This window comes from Rhizobium sp. BK275 (assembly GCF_014193555.1).
Lineage (GTDB): Bacteria > Pseudomonadota > Alphaproteobacteria > Rhizobiales > Rhizobiaceae > Rhizobium.
In genome coordinates this window covers 216,050-236,016 of sequence record NZ_JACHZL010000008.1, presented here as the reverse complement: position 1 = coordinate 236,016, position 19,967 = coordinate 216,050, and the positions used below count along the sequence as shown (strand labels likewise).

Below are 19,967 nucleotides of genomic sequence, written 5' to 3'. Positions count from 1 at the left end.
CGCGATCTTTCAGATTCGCTGGCCACGCTTTAGGTCTTTGTTTTACGCAATTCCGAACACGCAACCGCTCACACTGTTGCCGGAATTGCTCTAAACCCCGCAATTGGCCTTAAGCGTCTTCCGGTCGATCCTTCGGGTCGAACTGGATGATCGTGATCCAGCGGGCGGTGAGCGCCGGCTTCTTTTCGTTCTCGATTTCGATCGAGACGTCATAGGTCGTCATCAGCATGCCGGCGCCCCTGAAGCGGGCATCCGAAAGCACGAAGTGGCCGCGGATGCGGGTGCCGCTTTTGACCGGTGACATGAAGCGGATTTTGTCGAAGCCGTAATTGATGCCCATGGTCTGCTCGCGCACCTTGGGCAAGCAGTTGTAGTTCATCGTCGAAAGCAAAGAGAGCGTCAGGAAACCATGGGCGATGGTGCCGCCGAAAGGGCTTTCGGCTGCTGCGCGAACAGGATCGACGTGAATGAACTGATGGTCGCCGGTTGCCCCGGCAAAGGCATCAATCATCTTCTGATCGACGAGTATCCAGTCAGATAATCCTGTTTCCGTGCCGACCAGCTCCCGGACATCCGAGAGCGAAATTTCCGTGACCATGCATTCCTCGTAAAAAGCCGCAGCCGCAAGCCTTATCGCGCATTCATGACGATTGCGACAACGATTCTCGCAGGCCGGTAACGTGGATCAATTTTCCACGAAAAAGGCGACTGAACGCGGTTCCACCATGACACGGGCAGCGACGTTTCGCGTCTCGCCGGGCAGAAGCTGGCGCCAGTTTGCTTCGCCGGTTGAGAGAAGCGTGAATAGCTGATGCTGCTCGGAGCGATTGAACAGGACGGCGAGGCGGGTCTGTTTGCGGGAAGAACGATCGCGGGTCGCCATCATCATGCCGAGAGTGGAGAGCGAGGGTGTTTCCCATTCGCCTGTTGTCATCGGTTCGCCGGAGAGCGATATCCATTCCACATCACCGTTGCCGGAGAAGAAGGTCAGATCGGAGAATACCGAGAAGCGGCGACGAAGCGTAGCGACGAAGGCGGTATGGGCGATCAGGTCTTCGTCCAGCAGCTTCCAATCGACCCAAGTGATTTCATTGTCCTGGCAGTAGGCATTGTTGTTGCCATGCTGCGTGCGTCCGCCTTCATCGCCCGCCGTGAGCATAATGCTGCCGCGGCTGGCAAAGAGCGTAGAGATGAGCGCCATGACATCGGCCTTGCGGCGCTCACGGATCACGGGATAAACGGTCTCGCCTTCGACGCCGTTGTTCCACGAATGGTTCTCGTTGTGACCGTCGCGATTGTTCTCGCCGTTCGCCTCATTGTGCTTGCCGCTGTAGGAGACGAGGTCCATGAGCGTGAAGCCGTCATGGGCCGCGAGGAAATTGACGCTGCGGGTCGCTGTTCCGCCATTGGCTGAGAAGATGTTCGACGAGCCGGCCAGCACGGTTGCGAGCGAACCCGTCTTCCAGCCATCGCCGCGCCAATAGCATCTGATGTCATCGCGGGCACGGTCATTCCATTCCAGGAAGGGCGCCGGGAAATTGCCGAGCTGATAGCCGCTTGGACCGATATCCCAGGGTTCGGCGATCATGATGCGATCGGTGAGCAGATCGTCGGTGAGGATCGCGGCCAGTGTGCCATTCCGCTCAAAGCCGTTTTCTGTGCGGCCGAGAATGGGGGCAAGGTCGAAACGGAAGCCGTCGATACCGGCATTGCGCACGAAATGGCGCAGGCTGTCGATGATGAGCTGTTGAACATAGGGATGATCGCAGGCAACCGTATTGCCGGTGCCGGTGTCGTTGACGAGCACGGACGGCCGGTCCGGCACGTGACGATAGTAGCTGAGATTGTCGATGCCGCGCAGCGATAGTGTTGCGCCATAGCGGTCGCTCTCGCCTGTATGGTTGAAGACGAGGTCAAGGATGACGGCAATGCCCTCCTCATGCAGTCTCGCCACCGTGTCGCTGAGCTCTGCAATACCGCCCGGCACGATGCGCGGATCGAGTGCCATGAACGCAACAGGATTGTAGCCCCAGCCGTTCGTAAGTCCGAGTGGCGGCAGATGCCGCTCGTCGATCCAGGCGGTGATCGGCATCAGCTCGACGGCATCGACGCCAATGCGCTTCAGGTGAGCGATAACGGAGGGATGGGCAAGAGCGGCGACCGTGCCGCGCTGAGCTTCCGGCACATCCGGATGCAGGATGGTGAAGGGCTTGACCGCCACTTCGTAAATAAAGCCGCCCGGTTTGAAGAGCGGCTTTCGGATTTTGACGGGCGCGTCTTTGGTAACGACCGACTTCGGCATCAGATGCTGCGTATCCTCGCCGAAAATGGCGAGGCGCGGATCGTAATGGAAGGGCCGGTCTACCGCCTTGGCATAGGGATCGATCAGCAGTTTCGAAGGGTCGAACCAGAGGCCGTTATCCGGGGCGTAGATGCCGTCCGCGCGGTAGCCATAGCGGGCACCCTCCTTCACGCTGTCGGCGAAAAGACGGAAGACATGGCCGCTGTCGCGAGCCATGGGGAGCCTTGCATATTCCTTGCCGTCTTCATCGAAGAGGCAGAGATCGATCTGCGTTGCATGATGCGACCAAACAGAAAATTCAACGCCCGTTTCGAAGACGATGGCGCCGCCCTGTGCGGAACTGTTGCCCCCCATATGCCCCCCGGGATCAGGTGATCACGGTCGGCTCGTTGCGGCCCGTGCGCTCACGAATGTTGGCGATGCTTTCGGCGGCTGCGATCAGATCTGCGAGCGCTTCCTGCGTTTCGATATTATGGCGAGTCGAATCCGGCTCGTAGCGCTCGATATAGACGCGCAGGGTTGCGCCAGACGTGCCGGTGCCGGAAAGACGGAAGACGACGCGTGAGCCGCCCTGGAAGAGGACGCGGATACCCTGATGTTCGCTGACCGACTTGTCGATCGGATCATGATAGGCGAAGTCATCTGCCTTCTCGACGGTCAGATCGCCGAAGGTCTTGCCAGGCAGGGTGGAAAGCTGGCTGCGCAGATTATCGACAAGGCCGTTTGCAGCATCGCTGTCGACGCCTTCGTAGTCATGGCGGGAATAATAGTTGCGGCCGTAGGTCTGCCAGTGCTGGGTGACGATCTCCTGCACGCTTTCGCCGCGTACGGCCAAAACGTTCAGCCACAGCAATACAGCCCAGAGACCGTCCTTCTCGCGGACATGGCTGGAGCCGGTGCCGGCGCTTTCTTCACCGCAGATCGTCGCCATGCCGGCGTCGAGCAGGTTGCCGAAGAATTTCCAGCCGGTCGGGGTTTCGTAGATGCCGATGCCGCGTTTTTCGGCGACACGGTCGGCCGCGCCCGATGTCGGCATGGAGCGGGCAATGCCGGCGAGGCCGCCGGAATAGCCGGGCGCCAGGTTGGCGTTGGCGGCGAGGATAGCAAGGCTGTCGGACGGGGTTACGAAAATGCCCCGGCCGATGATGAGGTTGCGGTCGCCGTCGCCGTCGGATGCGGCGCCGAAATCGGGAGCATCCTCACCCATCATCTCGTCGTAGAGCTCCTTGGCATGAACGAGGTTCGGGTCGGGGTGATGGCCGCCAAAATCCGGGAGCGGCATGAAATTGCGAACGGAGCCGGAGGGCGCGCCGAGACGGTTCTCGAAGATTTCCTTGGCATAGGGGCCGGTAACGGCGCTCATGGCATCGAAGGCGATGCGAAAGCCGAGGCTGATCAGATTGCGGATCGCGCCGAAATCGAAGAGCTCTTCCATCAGCGCGGCATAGTCCTCGACCGGGTCGATGACCGAGAGGATCATGCCGCCGGGCAGCTCTTCCTTGCCGATGCGGTCGATATTGACGTCGGCGAAGTCGGCGATCTTGTAGCTTTCGATCACCTTGGAGCGGGCGAAGATCGCGTCCGTGATCTTTTCCGGTGCCGGACCGCCATTGTTGACATTGTACTTGATGCCGAAGTCCTCTGTCGGGCCGCCTGGGTTGTGGCTCGCCGAGAGAATGATGCCGCCGAAAGCCTTGTACTTGCGGATGATGTGGGAGGCTGCGGGTGTCGAAAGAATGCCGCCCTTGCCCACCATGACCTTGCCGAAGCCATTGGCGGCGGCCATCTTGATCGCCTTCTGGATGACTTCGCGGTTGTAGTAGCGTCCGTCGCCGCCGATGACCAGGCACTTGCCCTGATAGCCTTCCAGCGAATCGAAGATCGACTGGATGAAGTTCTCAGCATAGTTCGGTTGCTGGAAGACGGGAACCTTCTTGCGCAGACCTGAAGTGCCGGGTTTCTGGTCCTGATAGGGCGTGGTGGGAACGGACTTGATCATTTTAGTTCACATGCCTTTCGAGACGAGGCTTGAATACAGGGCAACATAACGTTCGGCGCTCTTCTCCCAAGAGACATCCGACTTCATGCCCTGCTTTTGCAATTGGGTCCAGACTTTTTGATCCGCGTAGAGGTGCATGGCGCGGCGCAGTGCCTGCAGCATGCTTTCTTCGTTTACAGGTGCGAATTGTATGCCTGTCGCCACCTTTGCTGCAAGTGCGGCATGATTGGCATCGATCACGGTATCGTTGAGACCGCCGGTGCGCGCCACGATCGGCACGCAGCCGTAGCGCAGGCCATAGAGCTGGGTGAGGCCGCAGGGTTCGAAGCGCGAGGGGATGATGATCGCGTCACAGCCAGCCTGCATGAGGTGCGACATCGGCTCGTTGTAACCGATGGAAACGCCGATCCGGCCCGGGTTGCGGTTGGCGGCGGCGAGCAGCGCACCTTCGAGGGCTGCCTCGCCGGATCCGAGCACGACGAGCTTGCCGCCGAGTGCGACGATCTTATCTGCCGTGCTTGCGACAAGATCCATACCTTTTTGCCAGGTCAGCCGACTGATGACGCAGAAGATCGGCGCATTGTCATGGTCGAGATGGAAGAATTCTTCGATCGACCTGCGGTTCTCGATACGGTTTTTCAGTGTCGTCGGGCCATAATGCGTGTGGACGACCGGATCAGTCGCCGGGTTCCAGATGTCGGCATCGATGCCATTGACGATGCCATGCAGCACGTTGCGGCGGCTGGCGATGACGCCTTCCAGGCCCATGCCGAATTCCGGGGTCAGGATTTCATCGGCATAGGAGGGGCTGACGGTGGTGATAGCCGAGGCAATCTGCAGGCCGCCCTTCAGGAAGCCGACGGTGCCGTAATATTCGATGCTTTCGGTGGCAAAGGCGTGGGGTGGCAGGCGCAGGCCGGGAAAGATATCGGCGCCGAACTGGCCCTGGAAGGCGATGTTGTGGATCGTCAGGATGCTCGGCAGCTCGGGCGTCGGATAATAGCGCATATAGACCGGCACCATGGCGGCCTGCCAGTCATGGGCATGCACGAGATCCGGCCGCCAGCCAGGCAACAGGCCTGCGGCGATTTCGGCGCCCGCCAGCGAAAGGGCGGCAAAACGGCGCCAGTTGTCCGGGTGATCCTTGCCGGTCGTGTCGAGATAGGGGCCGCCGGGGCGGTCGTAATAGGCGGGGGCGTCGAGTACGAGGATATCGAGACCCTGATGCTCCGCCTCAAGCACGCGTGCCGGCTGGCCCAGAAGATCGGAAAATTCCAGCCGGGCGATCGGATTTTGCAAGACCTTCATGACACCGGGATAACCGGGCATGAGGGTCTTGGTTTCGACGCCGAAGGATTTGAGGGCTATGGGCAGGGCGCCTGCCACATCGGCAAGGCCCCCTGTCTTGATCAAAGGGAAGACTTCGGACGAAACCGAAAGAACTTTCATAAGTCAGATATCCAGCTTGTCGATCATCGGTTGCGTGATCAGGCAAATACCGCTTTCCGTGCGTCGGAAGCGCCGCGCATCGAGTTCTGGATCCTCACCGACGACGAGGCCTTCCGGAATGACGACACCATGGTCGATCACAACATCCTTGAGCTGCGCGCGCCGGCCGATCTTCACATTGGGCAGGATGACCGCTCCATCCAGTTTGGAGAAGGAGTTGGCCCGTACGCCGGTGAAAAGAAGGCTCCGGTTGAGGCTTGCGCCTGAAATAATGCAGTCGCCTGCAACGACGGACGACGTTGCCGAACCGCGGCGGTCTTCGTCGTCATGGACGAATTTCGCCGGTGGCGTGATTTCGGCGTAGGTCCAGATCGGCCAGGATTTGTCATAGATATCGAGGGCCGGAACGATCGCCGTCAGGTCGATATTGGCCTGCCAATAGGCGTCGATGGTACCGACGTCGCGCCAGTAGGGCTCGTGTTCGAAATCCGAGCGGACGCAGGACTTGGCGAAGCGGTGGGCGACCGCCTTACCATGCTCGACGATATAGGGGATGATATCCTTGCCGAAGTCGCGGCTCGAGGTTGGATCGGCGGCATCGCGGCGCAGCGCCTCAAGGAGGAACTTCGTGCGGAAGACGTAGATGCCCATGGAGGCGAGAGCGAAATCCGGCTTATCCGGAATGCCTGGAGGATCGGCCGGCTTTTCGATGAAGGCGAAGATCTCGTCCTTGTCGTTGACATGCATGACGCCGAAACCGACCGCTTCCATACGCGGTACTTCCAGGCAGCCGATCGTCACGTCGGCGCCGGAATCGACATGCTGCTGGAGCATGTATTCGTAGTCCATCTTGTACACATGGTCGCCAGCGAGGATGACCATGTATTCGACGCCGTAATCCTCTATGATATCGATGTTCTGATAGACGGCATCGGCAGTGCCTTCATACCACTGCGTTTCGGAAACGCGTTGCGATGCCGGCAGAATGTCGAAGCTTTCGTTGCGTTCCGGACGGAAGAAGTTCCAGCCGCGCTGCATGTGGCGGATCAGCGAATGCGCCTTGTATTGCGTGGCGACGCCGATGCGGCGGATGCCGGAATTCAAGGCATTGGACAATGCGAAATCGATGATGCGCGCCTTGCCGCCGAAATAGACGGCCGGTTTGGCACGCCGGTCGGTCAGCTCCTTGAGGCGGCTTCCCCTACCGCCGGCCAGAACATAGGCCATTGCATCGCGGGCAAGTGGCTGAATGCGTCTTTCTACCATTTTCTCCTCCCACCAGTCACTAATTCTCGGGTTCAAGCATGATCGTCGCCAGCGGCGGCAGGGTTATCGAGCAGCTTATCTCGCCGCCGGCATCGACGGCCTGCACGCGCCCGCCATTGCCTTTTCCGCTGCCGCCATAGATGTCGGCATCGGTATTGAGGATTTCCCGCCAGCGTCCCGACGAAGGCAGCCGGATCGAGTAATTCTCGCGATAGACAGGCGTAAAGTTGCTGATGACGGCAACCGGTTTCTGACCGGGCGCCTTGCGCAGCCAGGCGAAGACCGAGTTCTCGTAATCGTCGGCGATCAGCCATTCGAAACCGTCGCCTTCGCAGTCGCGCGCATGGAGCGCTGCCTTGCTGCGGTAGGTGAAGTTGAGGTCGCGCACCAGGCGGCGCATGCCTTCGTGCATGCGATACTGGAGGAGGTTCCAGTCGAGCGACTTGTTTTCGCTCCATTCGGCCCACTGGGCAAATTCCTGTCCCATGAAGAGCAGTTTCTTGCCGGGATAGCCCCACATGAAAGCGTAGTAGGCGCGCAGATTGGCGAATTTCTGCCAGTCGTCACCCGGCATCTTGGCGATCAGCGAACCCTTGCCATGCACGACTTCGTCATGGGACAGCGGCAGGACGAAATTTTCCGAATAGGCGTAGAGCAGCCCGAAGGTCAGTTCATTGTGGTGATGCTTGCGGTGCACCGGCTCGCGGCTCATGTAGCTCAGCGTGTCGTGCATGAAGCCCATGTTCCACTTGAAACCGAAGCCGAGGCCGCCTTCGTGAACCGGCTGCGAGACTTTCGGCCAGGAAGTCGATTCCTCGGCGATGGTCATGACGCCAGGATGCTCGCCATAGATGCGTGTGTTGAGGTTCTGCAGGAAGCGGACCGCTTCGAGGTTTTCATTGCCGCCATACTCATTCGGGATCCATTCGCCGTGTTTGCGCGAATAATCGAGATAGAGCATCGACGCGACCGCATCGACGCGCAGGCCGTCGAGATGGAATTTCTCGGCCCAATAGAGGGCATTGTTGACGAGGTAAGACACGACTTCCGTGCGGCCGAAATTATAGATCGCCGTGTTCCAGTCCGGGTGGAAGCCCTTTCGCGGATCGGCATGTTCGTAAAGTGCTGTGCCGTCGAACCAGCCAAGGCCGTGCTCATCAGTCGGGAAATGCGCCGGCACCCAGTCGAGAATGACGCCGATGCCGACCTTGTGACAGCCATTGACGAAACGGGCGAAGCCTTCCGGCTCGCCAAAGCGGGCGGTCGGGGCATAGAGGCCGGTCGTCTGGTAGCCCCAGGAGGGATCGTAGGGGTGCTCGGTGATCGGCAGGAATTCGATATGGGTGAAGCCCATATCGACGCAGTAGGGGATGAGGCTCGAGGCAAGCTCATCCCAGGACAGCATGGAACCATCCTGGCGACGCTGCCAGGAGCCGGCATGAACCTCATAGATGCTGATCGGCTGGCGGCGCTTGTCGGTTTCGCGCCAATGCTTCAGATGCGGCTCGTCCTGCCATTCCTGCAAAAGCTCGGCGGCCGTCACGGAAGCCGTCTTCGGGCGCAGTTCGCTGCGGCGGGCAAAGGGATCGGCCTTCAGCGGCAACAGCACGCCGTCGTGACCGCGGATCTCGAATTTGTAGGGAACACCGAGCGGCACGTCGGGGGCGAAGATCTCCCAGATGCCGCTGTCGGACCGGAAGCGCATGACGTGGCGGCGACCATCCCAATTGTTGAAATCACCGACGACGGAGACGCGCTGCGCATTCGGCGCCCATACGGCGAAGTGGATGCCGGTTGCACCCTCGTGCTTGATACGATGGGCGCCCATCTTGTCGAAAAGCCGCAGATGCGAACCCTGACGGGCGTAATAATCGTCCATCGGGCCGAGCACCGGGCCGAAGCTGTAAGGGTCGGTCACGGCCCATTCGGCGTCGGCGCGCCGGGCACGATAGCGCACCGGCTGGAATTTGGTGATGGAAACTTGGCCGCCGAAGAGGCCGTCCTGATGGAGCTGGTGGAGATCGCCGATCGGCGTCCCATCCAGCGTCATGGCGGTAACGGCTTCCGCACCCGAAATGAAGCACCTAGTGATGAAGGCCTCGCCGGCCTGGTGCACGCCCAGGACGGCAAAAGGATTGGCCTGCGAGCCACTGAGGATTGCCGCGATCTCGTCTGCCGAAATTTCCCAGGGAAGCTTCACTTCAGGGGCGGCTTTCGGCGGCTTCATCAAGCTCTCCAGATCTCGTCGGCATACTGTCGGATCGTGCGGTCGGAAGAGAACCAGCCCATCCGCGCCGTATTATTGATCGTCTTCTCATACCAAGAGGACTGGTTGGTCCAGATCTGATCGACCTCACGCTGGGCGGCGGCATAGGCATCGAAATCACCTGCGACCATGAACCAGTCGTGAGAGTAGATGCCGTCGATGAGGCCGGTATAGCGGTTGCGATCGTCAGGAGAGAAGACACCCGAGCTGATGGCGGCCAGCGCCTGCGATAGCTCCCGCGAACCCTCGATGATCGCACGTGGATTATGGCCCTCGCTGCGGATCTTGGCGACTTCATCGGCCTGGAGCCCGAAGATGACGATATTGTCTTCGCCAACATTGTCGCGCATTTCGACATTGGCGCCGTCGAGCGTGCCGATCGTCAGCGCGCCATTCAGGCCGAACTTCATGTTGCCGGTACCCGACGCTTCCATGCCTGCCGTCGAGATCTGCTCGGACAGGTCGGCGGCCGGAACCATGACTTCCGCAAGCGAGACGTTGTAGTTCGGCACGAAGACGACCTTCAGTAGGCCGCGGACCGACGGGTCGTTATTGATGGTGCGGGCAACGTCATTGATGAGCTTGATGATGAGCTTGGCGTTGTAATAGCTCGGCGCCGCCTTGCCGGCGAAGAGTTTTACACGCGGAACCCAATCCAGTTCCGGATGCGAGCGGATCTGATCGTAGAGTGCCACGGCTTCGACGATGTTAAGGAGCTGGCGCTTATATTCGTGGATGCGCTTGATCTGGATGTCGAACATGGCCGAAGGATCGAGCTTCACGCCCATGCGGCTGGCGACGAGATTGGAAAGAGCCACTTTGTTCGTGCGCTTCACGGCCGCGAACTTCTGCTGGAAACTCGGGTCGGTGGCGAATTTGTCGAGTGCCCGCAGCTTCTCGGCGTCGTCGAGGAATTCATCGCCGATCGCTTCGCGCACCAGGCTGGTCAGGCCGGGGTTGCACTGCTGCAGCCAGCGGCGCGGCGTGATGCCGTTGGTCTTGTTGTTGATGCGGTCGGGATAGAGCTTGTGCAGGTCTGCGAAGACCGTGACCTTCATCAGGTCCGTGTGCAGTGCCGAGACGCCGTTGATCGAGTGCGAGCCGACAAAGGCGAGGTTGCCCATGCGCACGCGGCGGTCGCCGCTTTCATCGATCAGCGAGATCGAACGGATTTCCGTGTCGGAGAAATTGCGGCTTTTGCGCGCCTCGATCAGGATCTTGGCGTTGATCGCATAGATGATCTGCATATGGCGCGGCAGCAGTCGCTCGAACAGCGGAACCGGCCAGCTTTCCAGCGCTTCCGGAAGAAGCGTGTGGTTTGTGTAAGAGAAGGTCCGGCGGGTGATATCCCAGGCCTGATCGAAATCCATGCCGTGCACATCGCAGAGCAGGCGCGTGAGTTCGGCGACGGAAACGGCCGGGTGCGTGTCGTTGAGCTGGATCGCCACCTTGTCCGGTAGGGAGGTGAAATCGTCATACTGCTGCAGGTGACGGCGCAGGATGTCCTGCAGCGAGGCGGACGAGAAGAAGTATTCCTGGCGCAGGCGCAGTTCCTGGCCGGCAGGTGTTGCGTCGGCCGGATAGAGAACGCGCGTCAGGCTTTCAGCCCTGTTGCTCTCGCGCAGCGCGCCGATATGATCGCCGGCATTGAAGGCGTCGAGCAGGATCGGGTCGATCGGCTGCGCCGACCAAAGGCGAAGCGTATTGACGCGCTTGCCGCGCCAGCCAACGACAGGTGTGTCGAAAGCGGCGGCGATGACGCGCTCGGCCGGCTTCCAGACGTAACGCGGTTGCTCGTCATGGCCGCTGATGACCTCGATCGAGCCGCCGAAGCCGATCTCATAGGCGCTCTCGCGGCGTTCGAATTCCCAAGGGTTGCCGTGGGCGAGCCAGTTTTCCGGCAGCTCGACCTGCCAGCCGTCTGCCATCTGCTGACGGAAGAGGCCGTGGACGTAGCGGATGCCATAGCCGTAGGCCGGCACATCGACGGTTGCCATCGATTCCATGAAGCAGGCGGCAAGACGGCCGAGACCGCCGTTGCCGAGCGCGGCATCAGGCTCCAGGCCGGCGATGACGTTGATATCGACGCCGAGCGAAGCGAGCGCATCGCTTACCTCTTCCATGAGGTTGAGGTTGGACACGGCATCGCGCATCAGGCGGCCGATCAGGAATTCGAGAGACATATAATAGACGCGCTTGGCGCCTGTTTCATAAACCTTGCGGGTGGATTCCATCCACTTGTCGATGATGCGGTCACGCACCACGAGAATGGTGGCCGTCAGCCAGTCATGCGGCTTGGCGACCTTGGCGTCCTTTCCGATACGATAGGTCAGGCGCTCGATAATTTCCTCAGCGAGGATTTCCGGCCGGGAACTGCGCGGAGCGGGGGCGGGAATGATCGGCTTCGAAACAGTATTCATGGTCAGGTCTCGCCAATTTTGATTTTGTTACAGTATCTTACGCCTGATTCAATCGATTTGTCGCTTACACCGACAGGGCAGTTTATGCACCGTTATCACGCACTTGCAACAAGGGAATTAGGCAAACGAAAAATTTGCGGAACCTTCATGTTCGGGGGCTCAAGGGACTTGATTTCAATCTGTTTTCCCGATCTGATTGGCAGAATAAAGCTTAAACAAAAGCCGCCCCGGTTTGTTCCGGAGCGGCTTTTTGCTGCTGCTGTTTGTAGATACCGATTGTCAGTTCGTCAGGCGCGTCATCTGTGCGGAGGCCTTCGCTCCGATCGCCTTGAACGCCGCAAGGAGGTCTTCCATTTTTTCTGCCTGGAAATAATGGGCATCATCAGAGGCGCAATAATGCAGCAGTGCCTGTCCGCCCGCAGGCGCCATGAAGGCGATGGTGTAGATCTCGATACCCTTGGATTTGGCGTTGTCGCACGTTGTTTTTGTCGAGGTATCGTAAGAGCGGCCGCCCCACTTGTCGTTGTTGTTATCACCATCCGTCATAAAGACGATGTATTTCTTGGGTACCTGCCCGGTCTTCTGCTGGTGAAGGGCATCCTCGGCATCGTTCCCGGCCGCGTTCTTAGCAGTCAATGACGTGTAGGCCGTGTTCATCGCGCCGCTTGAATTCGTGCCGCCCCCGGCCTGAAGCTCGTTGACATAGCTGGCGACACCGGCGGTTCCCCAAGCGAGCTTGCTCGGCGTGTATTCAACCAGATCGTAAGATACCGCGCCGGTGCGCGCGTATTCCGCATTGGGATCGGCGCTGTTGAGCTGGCCGAAGAGATTGCCGGCGGCAATCTTTAGAGCCTCTATCTTCGTGTAATAGCGCGCACGAGTGCCAGTGCAGGTGTCGTAGACCCACTTGTTGTTCCTGTTGTAGTGGCCGTTGCAGTTATACGTGTATGTTTCCGTCGGGTTATCCACATTGACGGTCGCTGTAGCCTCTCCCATCGATCCCGATTTATCGAGCGCAAGAAACATGGAGATGGAGCCCTGGGTCTGTGAATGGCCGCTGACCGTTGTGCCCGACGTCGAAAGATGCTGCGTCGTGAAGCCGACCGCTCGCATGAGTGGATTGACCGCGAGATCGTAACTCGGTGAAACCGTTACCTGGTAGGACGTCGACTTACCCGATGTCGTTGTCTGGACATCGACATCCGTCGCGTTCTTGATATCCACACCACTTTGCAGGTAATTCGCCATTTGTCCGGCGACGAAATTCTGCGCGAAGGCCTCGGCCTCCGAGGTTTGGATCGTGCCATTTGCCAGCGCGGTCGCGGTTGCGAGCGCAGCCGAGTCGGCTGCCTCCTGCAACTGCTGCTTTGAGAGTAACATATCGCTGACCTGGATCGCCAAGCCTGCGGCGCCGATAAGCACAGGCAGCAGGATGGCCGTCATGATGCCGAAATTGCCGCCACGGTCGCGCCGCAGCCGATCAAGATGCGAATGCAGGGTGTTCATCATGTCCACCGGTTCAAAGGAGGCCTATGCAGGCTACTGATGGACCAGATGACTTTAATGGCCGCTAAAGCCAGTGTCTAAAATTGTAGGCAACTGGCTGTTTTTTCCTATTTCGGGATTATTTCAGCGGAATTACGTCTACCGCCTGCACGGAGCGCTGGCTGCCATAGCTCTTGAGTACGCCGATAACGGGAGCGACGTCGGCATAGTCGCGGCCGTAGGCGACGACGATATGGTCGGTTCCGGCGGGGATGTTGTTGGTGGGGTCGAGCTCGATCCAGCCGGCCGTCTCGCCGCACCAGACGCGCACCCATGCATGCATGGCATCGGCCCCCTCCAGCCGTTCCTTGCCCGGTGGCGGGATGGTGCGCAGGAAGCCGGAAACGTAGCCGGCGGGAATGCCGAGGCTGCGCAAGGCAAGGATCATGATGTGGGTGAAGTCCTGGCAAACGCCGCGCTTCAGCTTGAAGGCTTCCAGCGGCGTCGTCTCGACGCTCGTCGCTTCCGAATCGTAGGTGAAATCCTCGTTGATGCGGGCACAAAGCGCATAGGCGATCTGCATCACCGTCAGCGAAGGCTGGATACAGGTCCTTGCGTACTCACTGATGATCTTGGTTTCGGTCAGGCGCGGGCTGTCGCCAAGGAAATGGTGGGGCGATCCCGGATCGAGTGACCAGATTCCGGCGACGTCCTCCGGGAGCTCGGCCAGCAGCGGCGAGAAGTCCGCCGATATGGCTTGGCTTTCGACCTGCACGCGGGCCTGCATGCGGATATCGAGCGTTTCATGTGGCGAGCGCAGCAGGAAGGATGTGGCCGGATGTTCGAAGAAATCGACGAAATGGGACTGTTCGTCCGGCTGTGGCGAAATGCTGATCGAACCGGCGACAAGGCGTTGGCGGTTCGGCAGCGAGAGCGGCATGAGGCGCATGATGTGGCGCGCGCCGGATGCCGGCGTGTCGTAGGCATAGCCCATATGCAGGGTGAGATCGTAGAGCACGGCCGTCATCCGAGATAGGTCTGTGCCAGAAGGTCGGAAAGGTGTTCCAGCTCGCGCTCCAGCCGATGATAGACATCACCGTTCATGGCTTCCGGCGTCATGACGGCGAGGCCGGAATGCAGGCGCATCGCCTCACGGTAGAAGGGCGACATCTGGCCATTGATGAAGGCGTTTGGAAGCTGCTCGACTTCGCGATGGATCTCGTTCATCTGGAAGAGGATCGAGCGCGGGTTGAGCGGATCGAGCGCCAGGAGGTCGGTCACCGTCAGCCGCGCGGTGTTCACATTGTAGCGGCGGCGGTGGGTCATGACGCTGTCACCGATTTCGAGCAGCATATCGAGCGCGCCATCGGGTGCTTCCGGGCCGGACATGTGGCCGAGAAGACGCGTCATATGCAGGCCGCGCTCGATGTATCGGCCGAGCGAGAGGAAGCGCCAGCCGGTGAAGCGGTACATGTTTTCGTGCACGAGACCGGCGAAGCCCGCAAGCTTTCGCAGCAGGATGGTCATAGCATGGCTGGCGTCGTCGCCTGATGTAATCGTCGTATGGAAACGGCGGGCGGTCTTGGCGAGATCGTTCAGGGCCAACCATCCGTCGGGCGAGAAGCGGTCGCGGATATTGCTCGCCGAATAGACGGCGCTGTCGATATTGCGCAGCAGCGATTCCGGCACCGGTTCGGCCGTGTCGATATCGACCGCGGCCAGGTATTCGGTGACGTCTGCCAGCAGCGGCTGGTTCGGGTCGGCGGCCTCGGCGTAACGCGCATGCCAGGCGCGCAGGATGCGCAGCGCCCCTTCGGCACGCTCGATATAGCGGCCCAGCCAGAAGAGGTTGTCGGCCGCGCGGCTCGGCAGGCTCCCCGGCATGTTGCGGGTGAAGCTGCCTTCTGCGGGCAGGAGAGTGTGGCGCTCGACCGGCTTGTCGCTGACGATCCAGACGTCGGCGGCCGCGCCGCCGGACTGCATGGCGATGGCGGCGGCATCGTCTCCCGAGCCGATGCGGGCAAAGCCGCCGGGCATGATCTGCCAGCCGTTGGCGGTGCGCGCGGCGAAGACGCGCAATGACATCGGCCGCGGGGTCAGCTTGCCGTTGACCCAGGCGGGGGTTGTGGAGAGGGTGACGACTTCCTGACCGACAAGTTTTGCGCCGTCGCTCGCCAACCAGCCCGAAATCGAATCCTTGGCCGTGGCGCGAAGCGACGAGCCGAGAACGGATTCGCCGCCGTCATCGAAGAAGGGTGCGCGGGAATAGGCAGGGCCGATCACCATCTTCTCAATATTGGCAGCCACATGGTCGCGCTCATCCTTTTGGCCGCACCACCATGTGGCAATGGACGGCAGGCGAAGATCTTCGCCCAGCAGCGCACGACAGACGGCGGGCATGAAGGCAAGCAGGGCGCGCGTCTCAAGAACGCCGGTGCCAAGCGCATTGACGATGGTGACGGTTTCAGCGCGCAGGGCCTCCACAAGGCCAGGCGTGCCGATATGCGAATTCTGGTTCAATTCCAGCGGATCGGCGTAGGCGGAATCGAGACGACGCCAGAGTACGCCGATCGGCTTCAGGCCAGCGACAGTGCGTACCATGACGCGGCCGTTGACGACAGTCAGATCCTCGCCTTCGAGCAGCATGAAACCGAGGTAGCGAGCAATATAGGCATGCTCGTAGTAGGTTTCGTTGGCCGGGCCGGGGGTTAGAACCGCGATGCGGTCGTCGCCCGAATGTTTCATCGTCTGCAGCGCGTCGCGGAAGGCACCGAAGAACGAGGCGAGACGGTGAACCGGCGTTTCGGCATAGACGTCGGAAAAGGATCGGGTGGTCGCCACGCGGTTTTCGAGTGCGAATCCCGCGCCGGAGGGAGCCTGCGTGCGGTCGGCGAGCACCCACCAGTTGCCATCGGGTCCGCGGCCGATCTCGAAAGCGCAGAAATGCAGATAGTGCCCGGTTGCCGGCTTCACGCCGACCAGAGGCCGCTGGAATTCAGGGTTGGCAGCAATGAGGGCGGGGGGAACAATGCCCTCCTCTACAAGCCTGTTGTCGCCATAGATATCGGCGACCATCGCTTCGAGCAGATCGGCGCGCTGCACGAGGCCTGCCGAAAGCACCTGCCATTCGCGCTCATCGATCAGCACCGGGATGTGGGAGAGCGGCCAGGCGCGCTCGCCGCTGCCCTTGGCGCCGTAAGCCCGATAGAAGACGCCGGCATCGCGCAGGTAGCGGTCGGCGCGGGCGAAGCGCTCGGTCAGATCCTTTTCCGGCATAACGTTCAGATGAGAGAGGAAACGCTGCCAGACGGGGCGGATGGAACCGTTGTTGTCCACCATCTCGTCGGCAATGCCGGGTAGAGGAGCATAGTCGAAGACCGCATCCGCGCCGGCGCGTTCTTCGATCTCGTTCCTCAATTCCAGTGCAGGCTTCTTGCCCATCAGATCCAATTTCTTCAAATTCCAGCGGGCCGCCTCAGATCCAGCGTGAGCGGGAATTCAGGCGAAACCGTTTCGGCGCGTGGAATATAACCACCCGCCGTATGTCCCCACGGTTCGAAACGGGCAAGCCGTCGTGCTTCCGCCTCGTTGCCGTTGACCGGGAAGGTTTCATAATTCCGACCACCCGGATGGGCAACGTGATAGATGCAGCCGCCGATCGAACGTTTCGACCATGTATCATAAATATCAAAAGTCAAAGGCGTATTCACCGGCAGCACAGGGTGCAGGCCGGAAGCCGGCTGCCAGGCCTTGAAGCGTACGCCGGCGACGGACACTCCGGACGTACCGGTCGGTGTCAACGGCAGGATTCGGCCGTTGCAGGTGACGGTGTAGCGCGAGGTGTTGCTGGTTTCGAGGCGAACCTGCAGGCGCTCGACGGACGAATCGACATAACGCACGGTGCCGCCGACCGCGCCCTGTTCGCCCATGACATGCCAGGGTTCCAGCGCCTGCCTGAGTTCCAGCTTCGAGCCTTCGTATTCGACTTCGCCGCAGAAAGGGAAACGGAATTCGAGCTGCGCCTTGAACCATTCGGGACTGAGGTCGAAGCCGTTTTCCCGGAGATCCGCGAGGACATCGAGGAAATCCTGCCAGACATAATGCGGCAGCATGAAACGATCGTGCAGCGCGGTCCCCCAGCGCACGAACTTGCCATCGGCCGGGTTTATCCAGAAGCGGGCGATCAGCGCGCGCACCAGCAATTGCTGGGCAAGCGACATGCGGGCATTCGGCGGCATCTCGAAGCCGCGGAATTCCACGAGGCCAAGGCGGCCGGTCGGGCCATCCGGCGAGAACAGCTTGTCGATGCAGATCTCGGCGCGATGGGTATTGCCGGTCACGTCGATCAGCAGGTTGCGGAACAGGCGATCGACGAGCCAGGGCAGAGGCTGCAGGCCGCGGCCGGGCGCGGGGATCTGCGCCATCGCGATTTCCAGCTCGTAGAGGCTGTCGTGGCGGGCCTCGTCGATACGCGGCGCCTGGCTGGTCGGGCCGATGAAGAGCCCCGAAAAGAGGTAGGACAGCGACGGATGACGCTGCCAGTGCAGCACGAGGCTTTTCAGCAGATCCGGACGGCGCAGGAAGGGACTGTTGTTCGGGTTGCTGCCGCCGACAACGACATGGTTGCCGCCGCCGGTGCCGGTGTGGCGGCCATCGATCATGAATTTGTCGGCGCCGAGGCGGCCCTCGCGAGCCTCCTCATAGATTGCGGTGGTGATGTCGACCGTTTCCTTCCAGGTCGAGGAAGGATGAATGTTGACCTCGATGACGCCAGGGTCGGGCGCGACGCGGATGACGTTGATGCGCTCGTCCTGGGGCGGCGCATACCCTTCGATATGGACCGCAAGGCCGAGAGCGGCAGCCGCACGTTCGGTCGAGGCGATGAGATCGAGATAATCTTCCAACGTCTCGGTCGGCGGCATGAAAACGCAGAGCCGGCCGTCGCGTGGCTCGACGGAGAGAGCCGTGCGGACATGGCCGCCGATCTCGTTGACCGATTGCGGCATGGTCGGCTGCTGGCCGGTGAAGGGCTGGAAATGCGCGGCCTGCAGCGGACGTCCGCCATCCTGTCCGAAATCCGGCAGTTCGGACCGCTGTACGAAGGGATCGAGCGGATTGATATAGGGGTATTGCGAGGGCGGGATATAGGCGAGGGAATTGAGCGGCAGGCGGTAGCCCACAGGGCTGTCGCCCGGCATGAGGAAGATGCGGCCCCGCCGGGTCGACCATTTCTCGCTCATCCAGCTGCGGCCGGTGGCGCGCGCATTCCAGGCCTGGACGGGCAGCACATAGCCGGTCGGGCGCGTCAGCCCGCGATCGAAGACGCGGGCAATGCGGCTTCGCTCCTCGGCATCTTCCAGTTTCGAATTCGATGGATCGACGTTCTCGGGGAGGCTCGCTTCCTTGACCAGCCATTCGGCGGGATCTTCGAAAGCGGGGGTCACATAATCGGGCGAAAGATCCAGCTCGCCGGCGATTGCTGTCAGCAGACGGCCGGCATCGTCCTCCGTGACTAGATAGTTGCGGCCCTCGGTAGCGACGAGATTGTCATTCGACCAAATGGGCAGGCCGTCCTTGCGCCAGTAGAGCGAGAAGGTCCATCGCGGCAGGCTTTCGCCCGGATACCATTTGCCCTGGCCGTAATGCAGGAAACCATTGGGCGCGAAACGGGTTCGCAGCCGCCGGATGAGTGCGTCGGCTTTCTCACGTTTCGTCGGGCCGACGGCCTCGGTGTTCCATTCGTCAGACTGGAAATCGTCGATGGAAACAAAAGTCGGCTCGCCGCCCATGGTCAGGCGCACGTCTTCCGCTTCCAGGATACGATCGACCTTTTCGCCAAGCGCGTTCAGCTCGTCCCAGGCATCGTCGGAAAAAGGCTTGGTGATGCGCGGATGTTCGGCGACACGGGCGACCTTCATGTCAAAGGCGAATTCGGTCTCCGCTTCGCCGAAATAGCCGCCTGAAATCGGTGCGGCGTTGCGAAAATGCGGTGTCGCGGCAAGCGGGATATGGCTTTCGCCGGTCAGAAGGCCCGAGGTCGGGTCGAGGCCGATCCAGCCGGCGCCGGGCAGATAGACTTCCGCCCAGGCATGCAGGTCGGTGAAATCATATTCCGTGCCCGAGGGGCCATCGAGCGCCTTGAGATCAGGGGTGAGCTGGATGAGATAACCGGAGACGAAGCGCGCGGCGAGGCCGAGATGACGCAGGATCTGGACGAGCAGCCAGCTCGTGTCGCGGCAGGAGCCCTTGGCTATCTCAAGTGTTTCTTCCGGCGTCTGCACGCCGGTTTCCATGCGGATCACATAGCCGATCTGCTGCTGCAGGCGCATGTTGAGGCCGACCACCATGTCGACAGTCTTCTGCGCTGAACGATCGAGCGTTTCGAGGAAGGCTTTCAGGCGTGGGCCAGGCTCTTCCGGCTTCATATAGATCGACAGGTCTTCGCGGAGCGTTTCCGGATAATCGAAGGGCCACATTGTCGCTTCTTCTTCGACGAAGAAGTCGAAGGGATTGTAGACCGTCATGTCGGCGACGAGATCGACCTCGATCTTGAATTCGGTGACCGGGTCAGGAAAGACGAAGCGGGCGAGATAATTGCCGTATGGGTCCTGCTGCAGGTTCACGAAATGGTTGGCCGGCGTGACCTTCAGGGAATGACTCAAGACCCGCGTTTTCGAATGCGAAGCCGGCTTCAGGCGGATGATTTGTGGGCCGAGGCGGACCGGTTTGTCATATTGATAATGGGTCAGATGATAGATGCTGGCTTTGATCGACATATTG

The 19,967-nt window shown here is 60.5% G+C and carries 11 protein-coding genes; all 11 read right to left on the bottom strand.

Annotated elements, in window-relative coordinates; translation table 11 throughout:
• Positions 1–109: 109 nt before the first annotated feature.
• Positions 110–598, bottom strand: a complete 489-nt coding sequence (locus FHT82_RS24615) for a MaoC family dehydratase (RefSeq protein ID WP_183735302.1) — start codon at positions 596–598, stop codon at positions 110–112.
• Positions 599–685: 87 nt separating this feature from the next.
• Positions 686–2,656 carry a glycogen debranching protein GlgX gene (gene glgX, locus FHT82_RS24610; RefSeq protein WP_183735301.1) on the bottom strand — a complete coding sequence of 657 codons (1,971 nt, stop codon included), beginning with the start codon at positions 2,654–2,656 and terminating at the stop codon, positions 686–688.
• 13 nt (positions 2,657–2,669) lie between these two features.
• Complete coding sequence (locus tag FHT82_RS24605) at positions 2,670–4,301, bottom strand: alpha-D-glucose phosphate-specific phosphoglucomutase (protein ID WP_183735300.1); 1,632 nt, start codon at positions 4,299–4,301, stop codon at positions 2,670–2,672.
• Positions 4,302–4,307: 6 nt separating this feature from the next.
• The gene (gene glgA / locus FHT82_RS24600) at positions 4,308–5,750 is read right to left on the bottom strand and encodes a glycogen synthase GlgA (protein ID WP_183735299.1); all 1,443 of its coding nucleotides are present in this window, start codon (positions 5,748–5,750) and stop codon (positions 4,308–4,310) included.
• A gap of 3 nt (positions 5,751–5,753) precedes the next feature.
• Complete coding sequence (gene glgC / locus FHT82_RS24595; protein WP_183735298.1) at positions 5,754–7,016, bottom strand: glucose-1-phosphate adenylyltransferase; 1,263 nt, start codon at positions 7,014–7,016, stop codon at positions 5,754–5,756.
• A 19-nt stretch (positions 7,017–7,035) separates the two neighbouring features.
• Positions 7,036–9,243 carry a 1,4-alpha-glucan branching protein GlgB gene (gene glgB / locus FHT82_RS24590; RefSeq protein ID WP_183735297.1) on the bottom strand — a complete coding sequence of 736 codons (2,208 nt, stop codon included), beginning with the start codon at positions 9,241–9,243 and terminating at the stop codon, positions 7,036–7,038.
• Entirely contained in the window at positions 9,243–11,702 is a 2,460-nt protein-coding gene (locus tag FHT82_RS24585) for a glycogen/starch/alpha-glucan phosphorylase (RefSeq protein ID WP_183735296.1), read from the bottom strand. The genes glgB and FHT82_RS24585 overlap by 1 nt, the downstream gene beginning before the upstream one ends.
• Positions 11,703–11,981: 279 nt before the next feature.
• Positions 11,982–13,208, bottom strand: a complete 1,227-nt coding sequence (locus FHT82_RS24580) for a pilus assembly protein (protein WP_183735466.1) — start codon at positions 13,206–13,208, stop codon at positions 11,982–11,984.
• A 118-nt stretch (positions 13,209–13,326) separates the two neighbouring features.
• Positions 13,327–14,214 (bottom strand): transglutaminase family protein, encoded by an 888-nt coding sequence (locus FHT82_RS24575; RefSeq protein WP_183735295.1) that lies wholly within the window; start codon positions 14,212–14,214, stop codon positions 13,327–13,329.
• On the bottom strand, positions 14,211–16,628 hold the full coding sequence (locus tag FHT82_RS24570) for a circularly permuted type 2 ATP-grasp protein (RefSeq protein ID WP_183735294.1): 2,418 nt from the start codon (positions 16,626–16,628) through the stop codon (positions 14,211–14,213). Before FHT82_RS24570 ends, FHT82_RS24575 begins: the two co-directional genes overlap by 4 nt.
• Positions 16,629–16,642: 14 nt before the next feature.
• Positions 16,643–19,963 carry a transglutaminase family protein gene (locus FHT82_RS24565; protein WP_183735293.1) on the bottom strand — a complete coding sequence of 1,107 codons (3,321 nt, stop codon included), beginning with the start codon at positions 19,961–19,963 and terminating at the stop codon, positions 16,643–16,645.
• Positions 19,964–19,967: the final 4 nt, after the last annotated feature.

Excerpts from the sequence above, each read along its gene's own strand:
- FHT82_RS24580 (WP_183735466.1), bottom strand. The coding sequence starts at position 13,208 with ATGAACACCCTGCATTCGCATCTTGATCGGCTGCGGCGCGACCGTGGC.
- FHT82_RS24575 (WP_183735295.1), bottom strand. The coding sequence starts at position 14,214 with ATGACGGCCGTGCTCTACGATCTCACCCTGCATATGGGCTATGCCTAC.
- FHT82_RS24615 (WP_183735302.1), bottom strand. The coding sequence starts at position 598 with ATGGTCACGGAAATTTCGCTCTCGGATGTCCGGGAGCTGGTCGGCACG.
- glgC (WP_183735298.1), bottom strand. The coding sequence starts at position 7,016 with ATGGTAGAAAGACGCATTCAGCCACTTGCCCGCGATGCAATGGCCTAT.
- FHT82_RS24565 (WP_183735293.1), bottom strand. The coding sequence starts at position 19,963 with ATGTCGATCAAAGCCAGCATCTATCATCTGACCCATTATCAATATGAC.
- glgB (WP_183735297.1), bottom strand. The coding sequence starts at position 9,243 with ATGAAGCCGCCGAAAGCCGCCCCTGAAGTGAAGCTTCCCTGGGAAATT.
- glgA (WP_183735299.1), bottom strand. The coding sequence starts at position 5,750 with ATGAAAGTTCTTTCGGTTTCGTCCGAAGTCTTCCCTTTGATCAAGACA.
- FHT82_RS24570 (WP_183735294.1), bottom strand. The coding sequence starts at position 16,628 with ATGGGCAAGAAGCCTGCACTGGAATTGAGGAACGAGATCGAAGAACGC.
- glgX (WP_183735301.1), bottom strand. The coding sequence starts at position 2,656 with ATGGGGGGCAACAGTTCCGCACAGGGCGGCGCCATCGTCTTCGAAACG.
- FHT82_RS24605 (WP_183735300.1), bottom strand. The coding sequence starts at position 4,301 with ATGATCAAGTCCGTTCCCACCACGCCCTATCAGGACCAGAAACCCGGC.
- FHT82_RS24585 (WP_183735296.1), bottom strand. The coding sequence starts at position 11,702 with ATGAATACTGTTTCGAAGCCGATCATTCCCGCCCCCGCTCCGCGCAGT.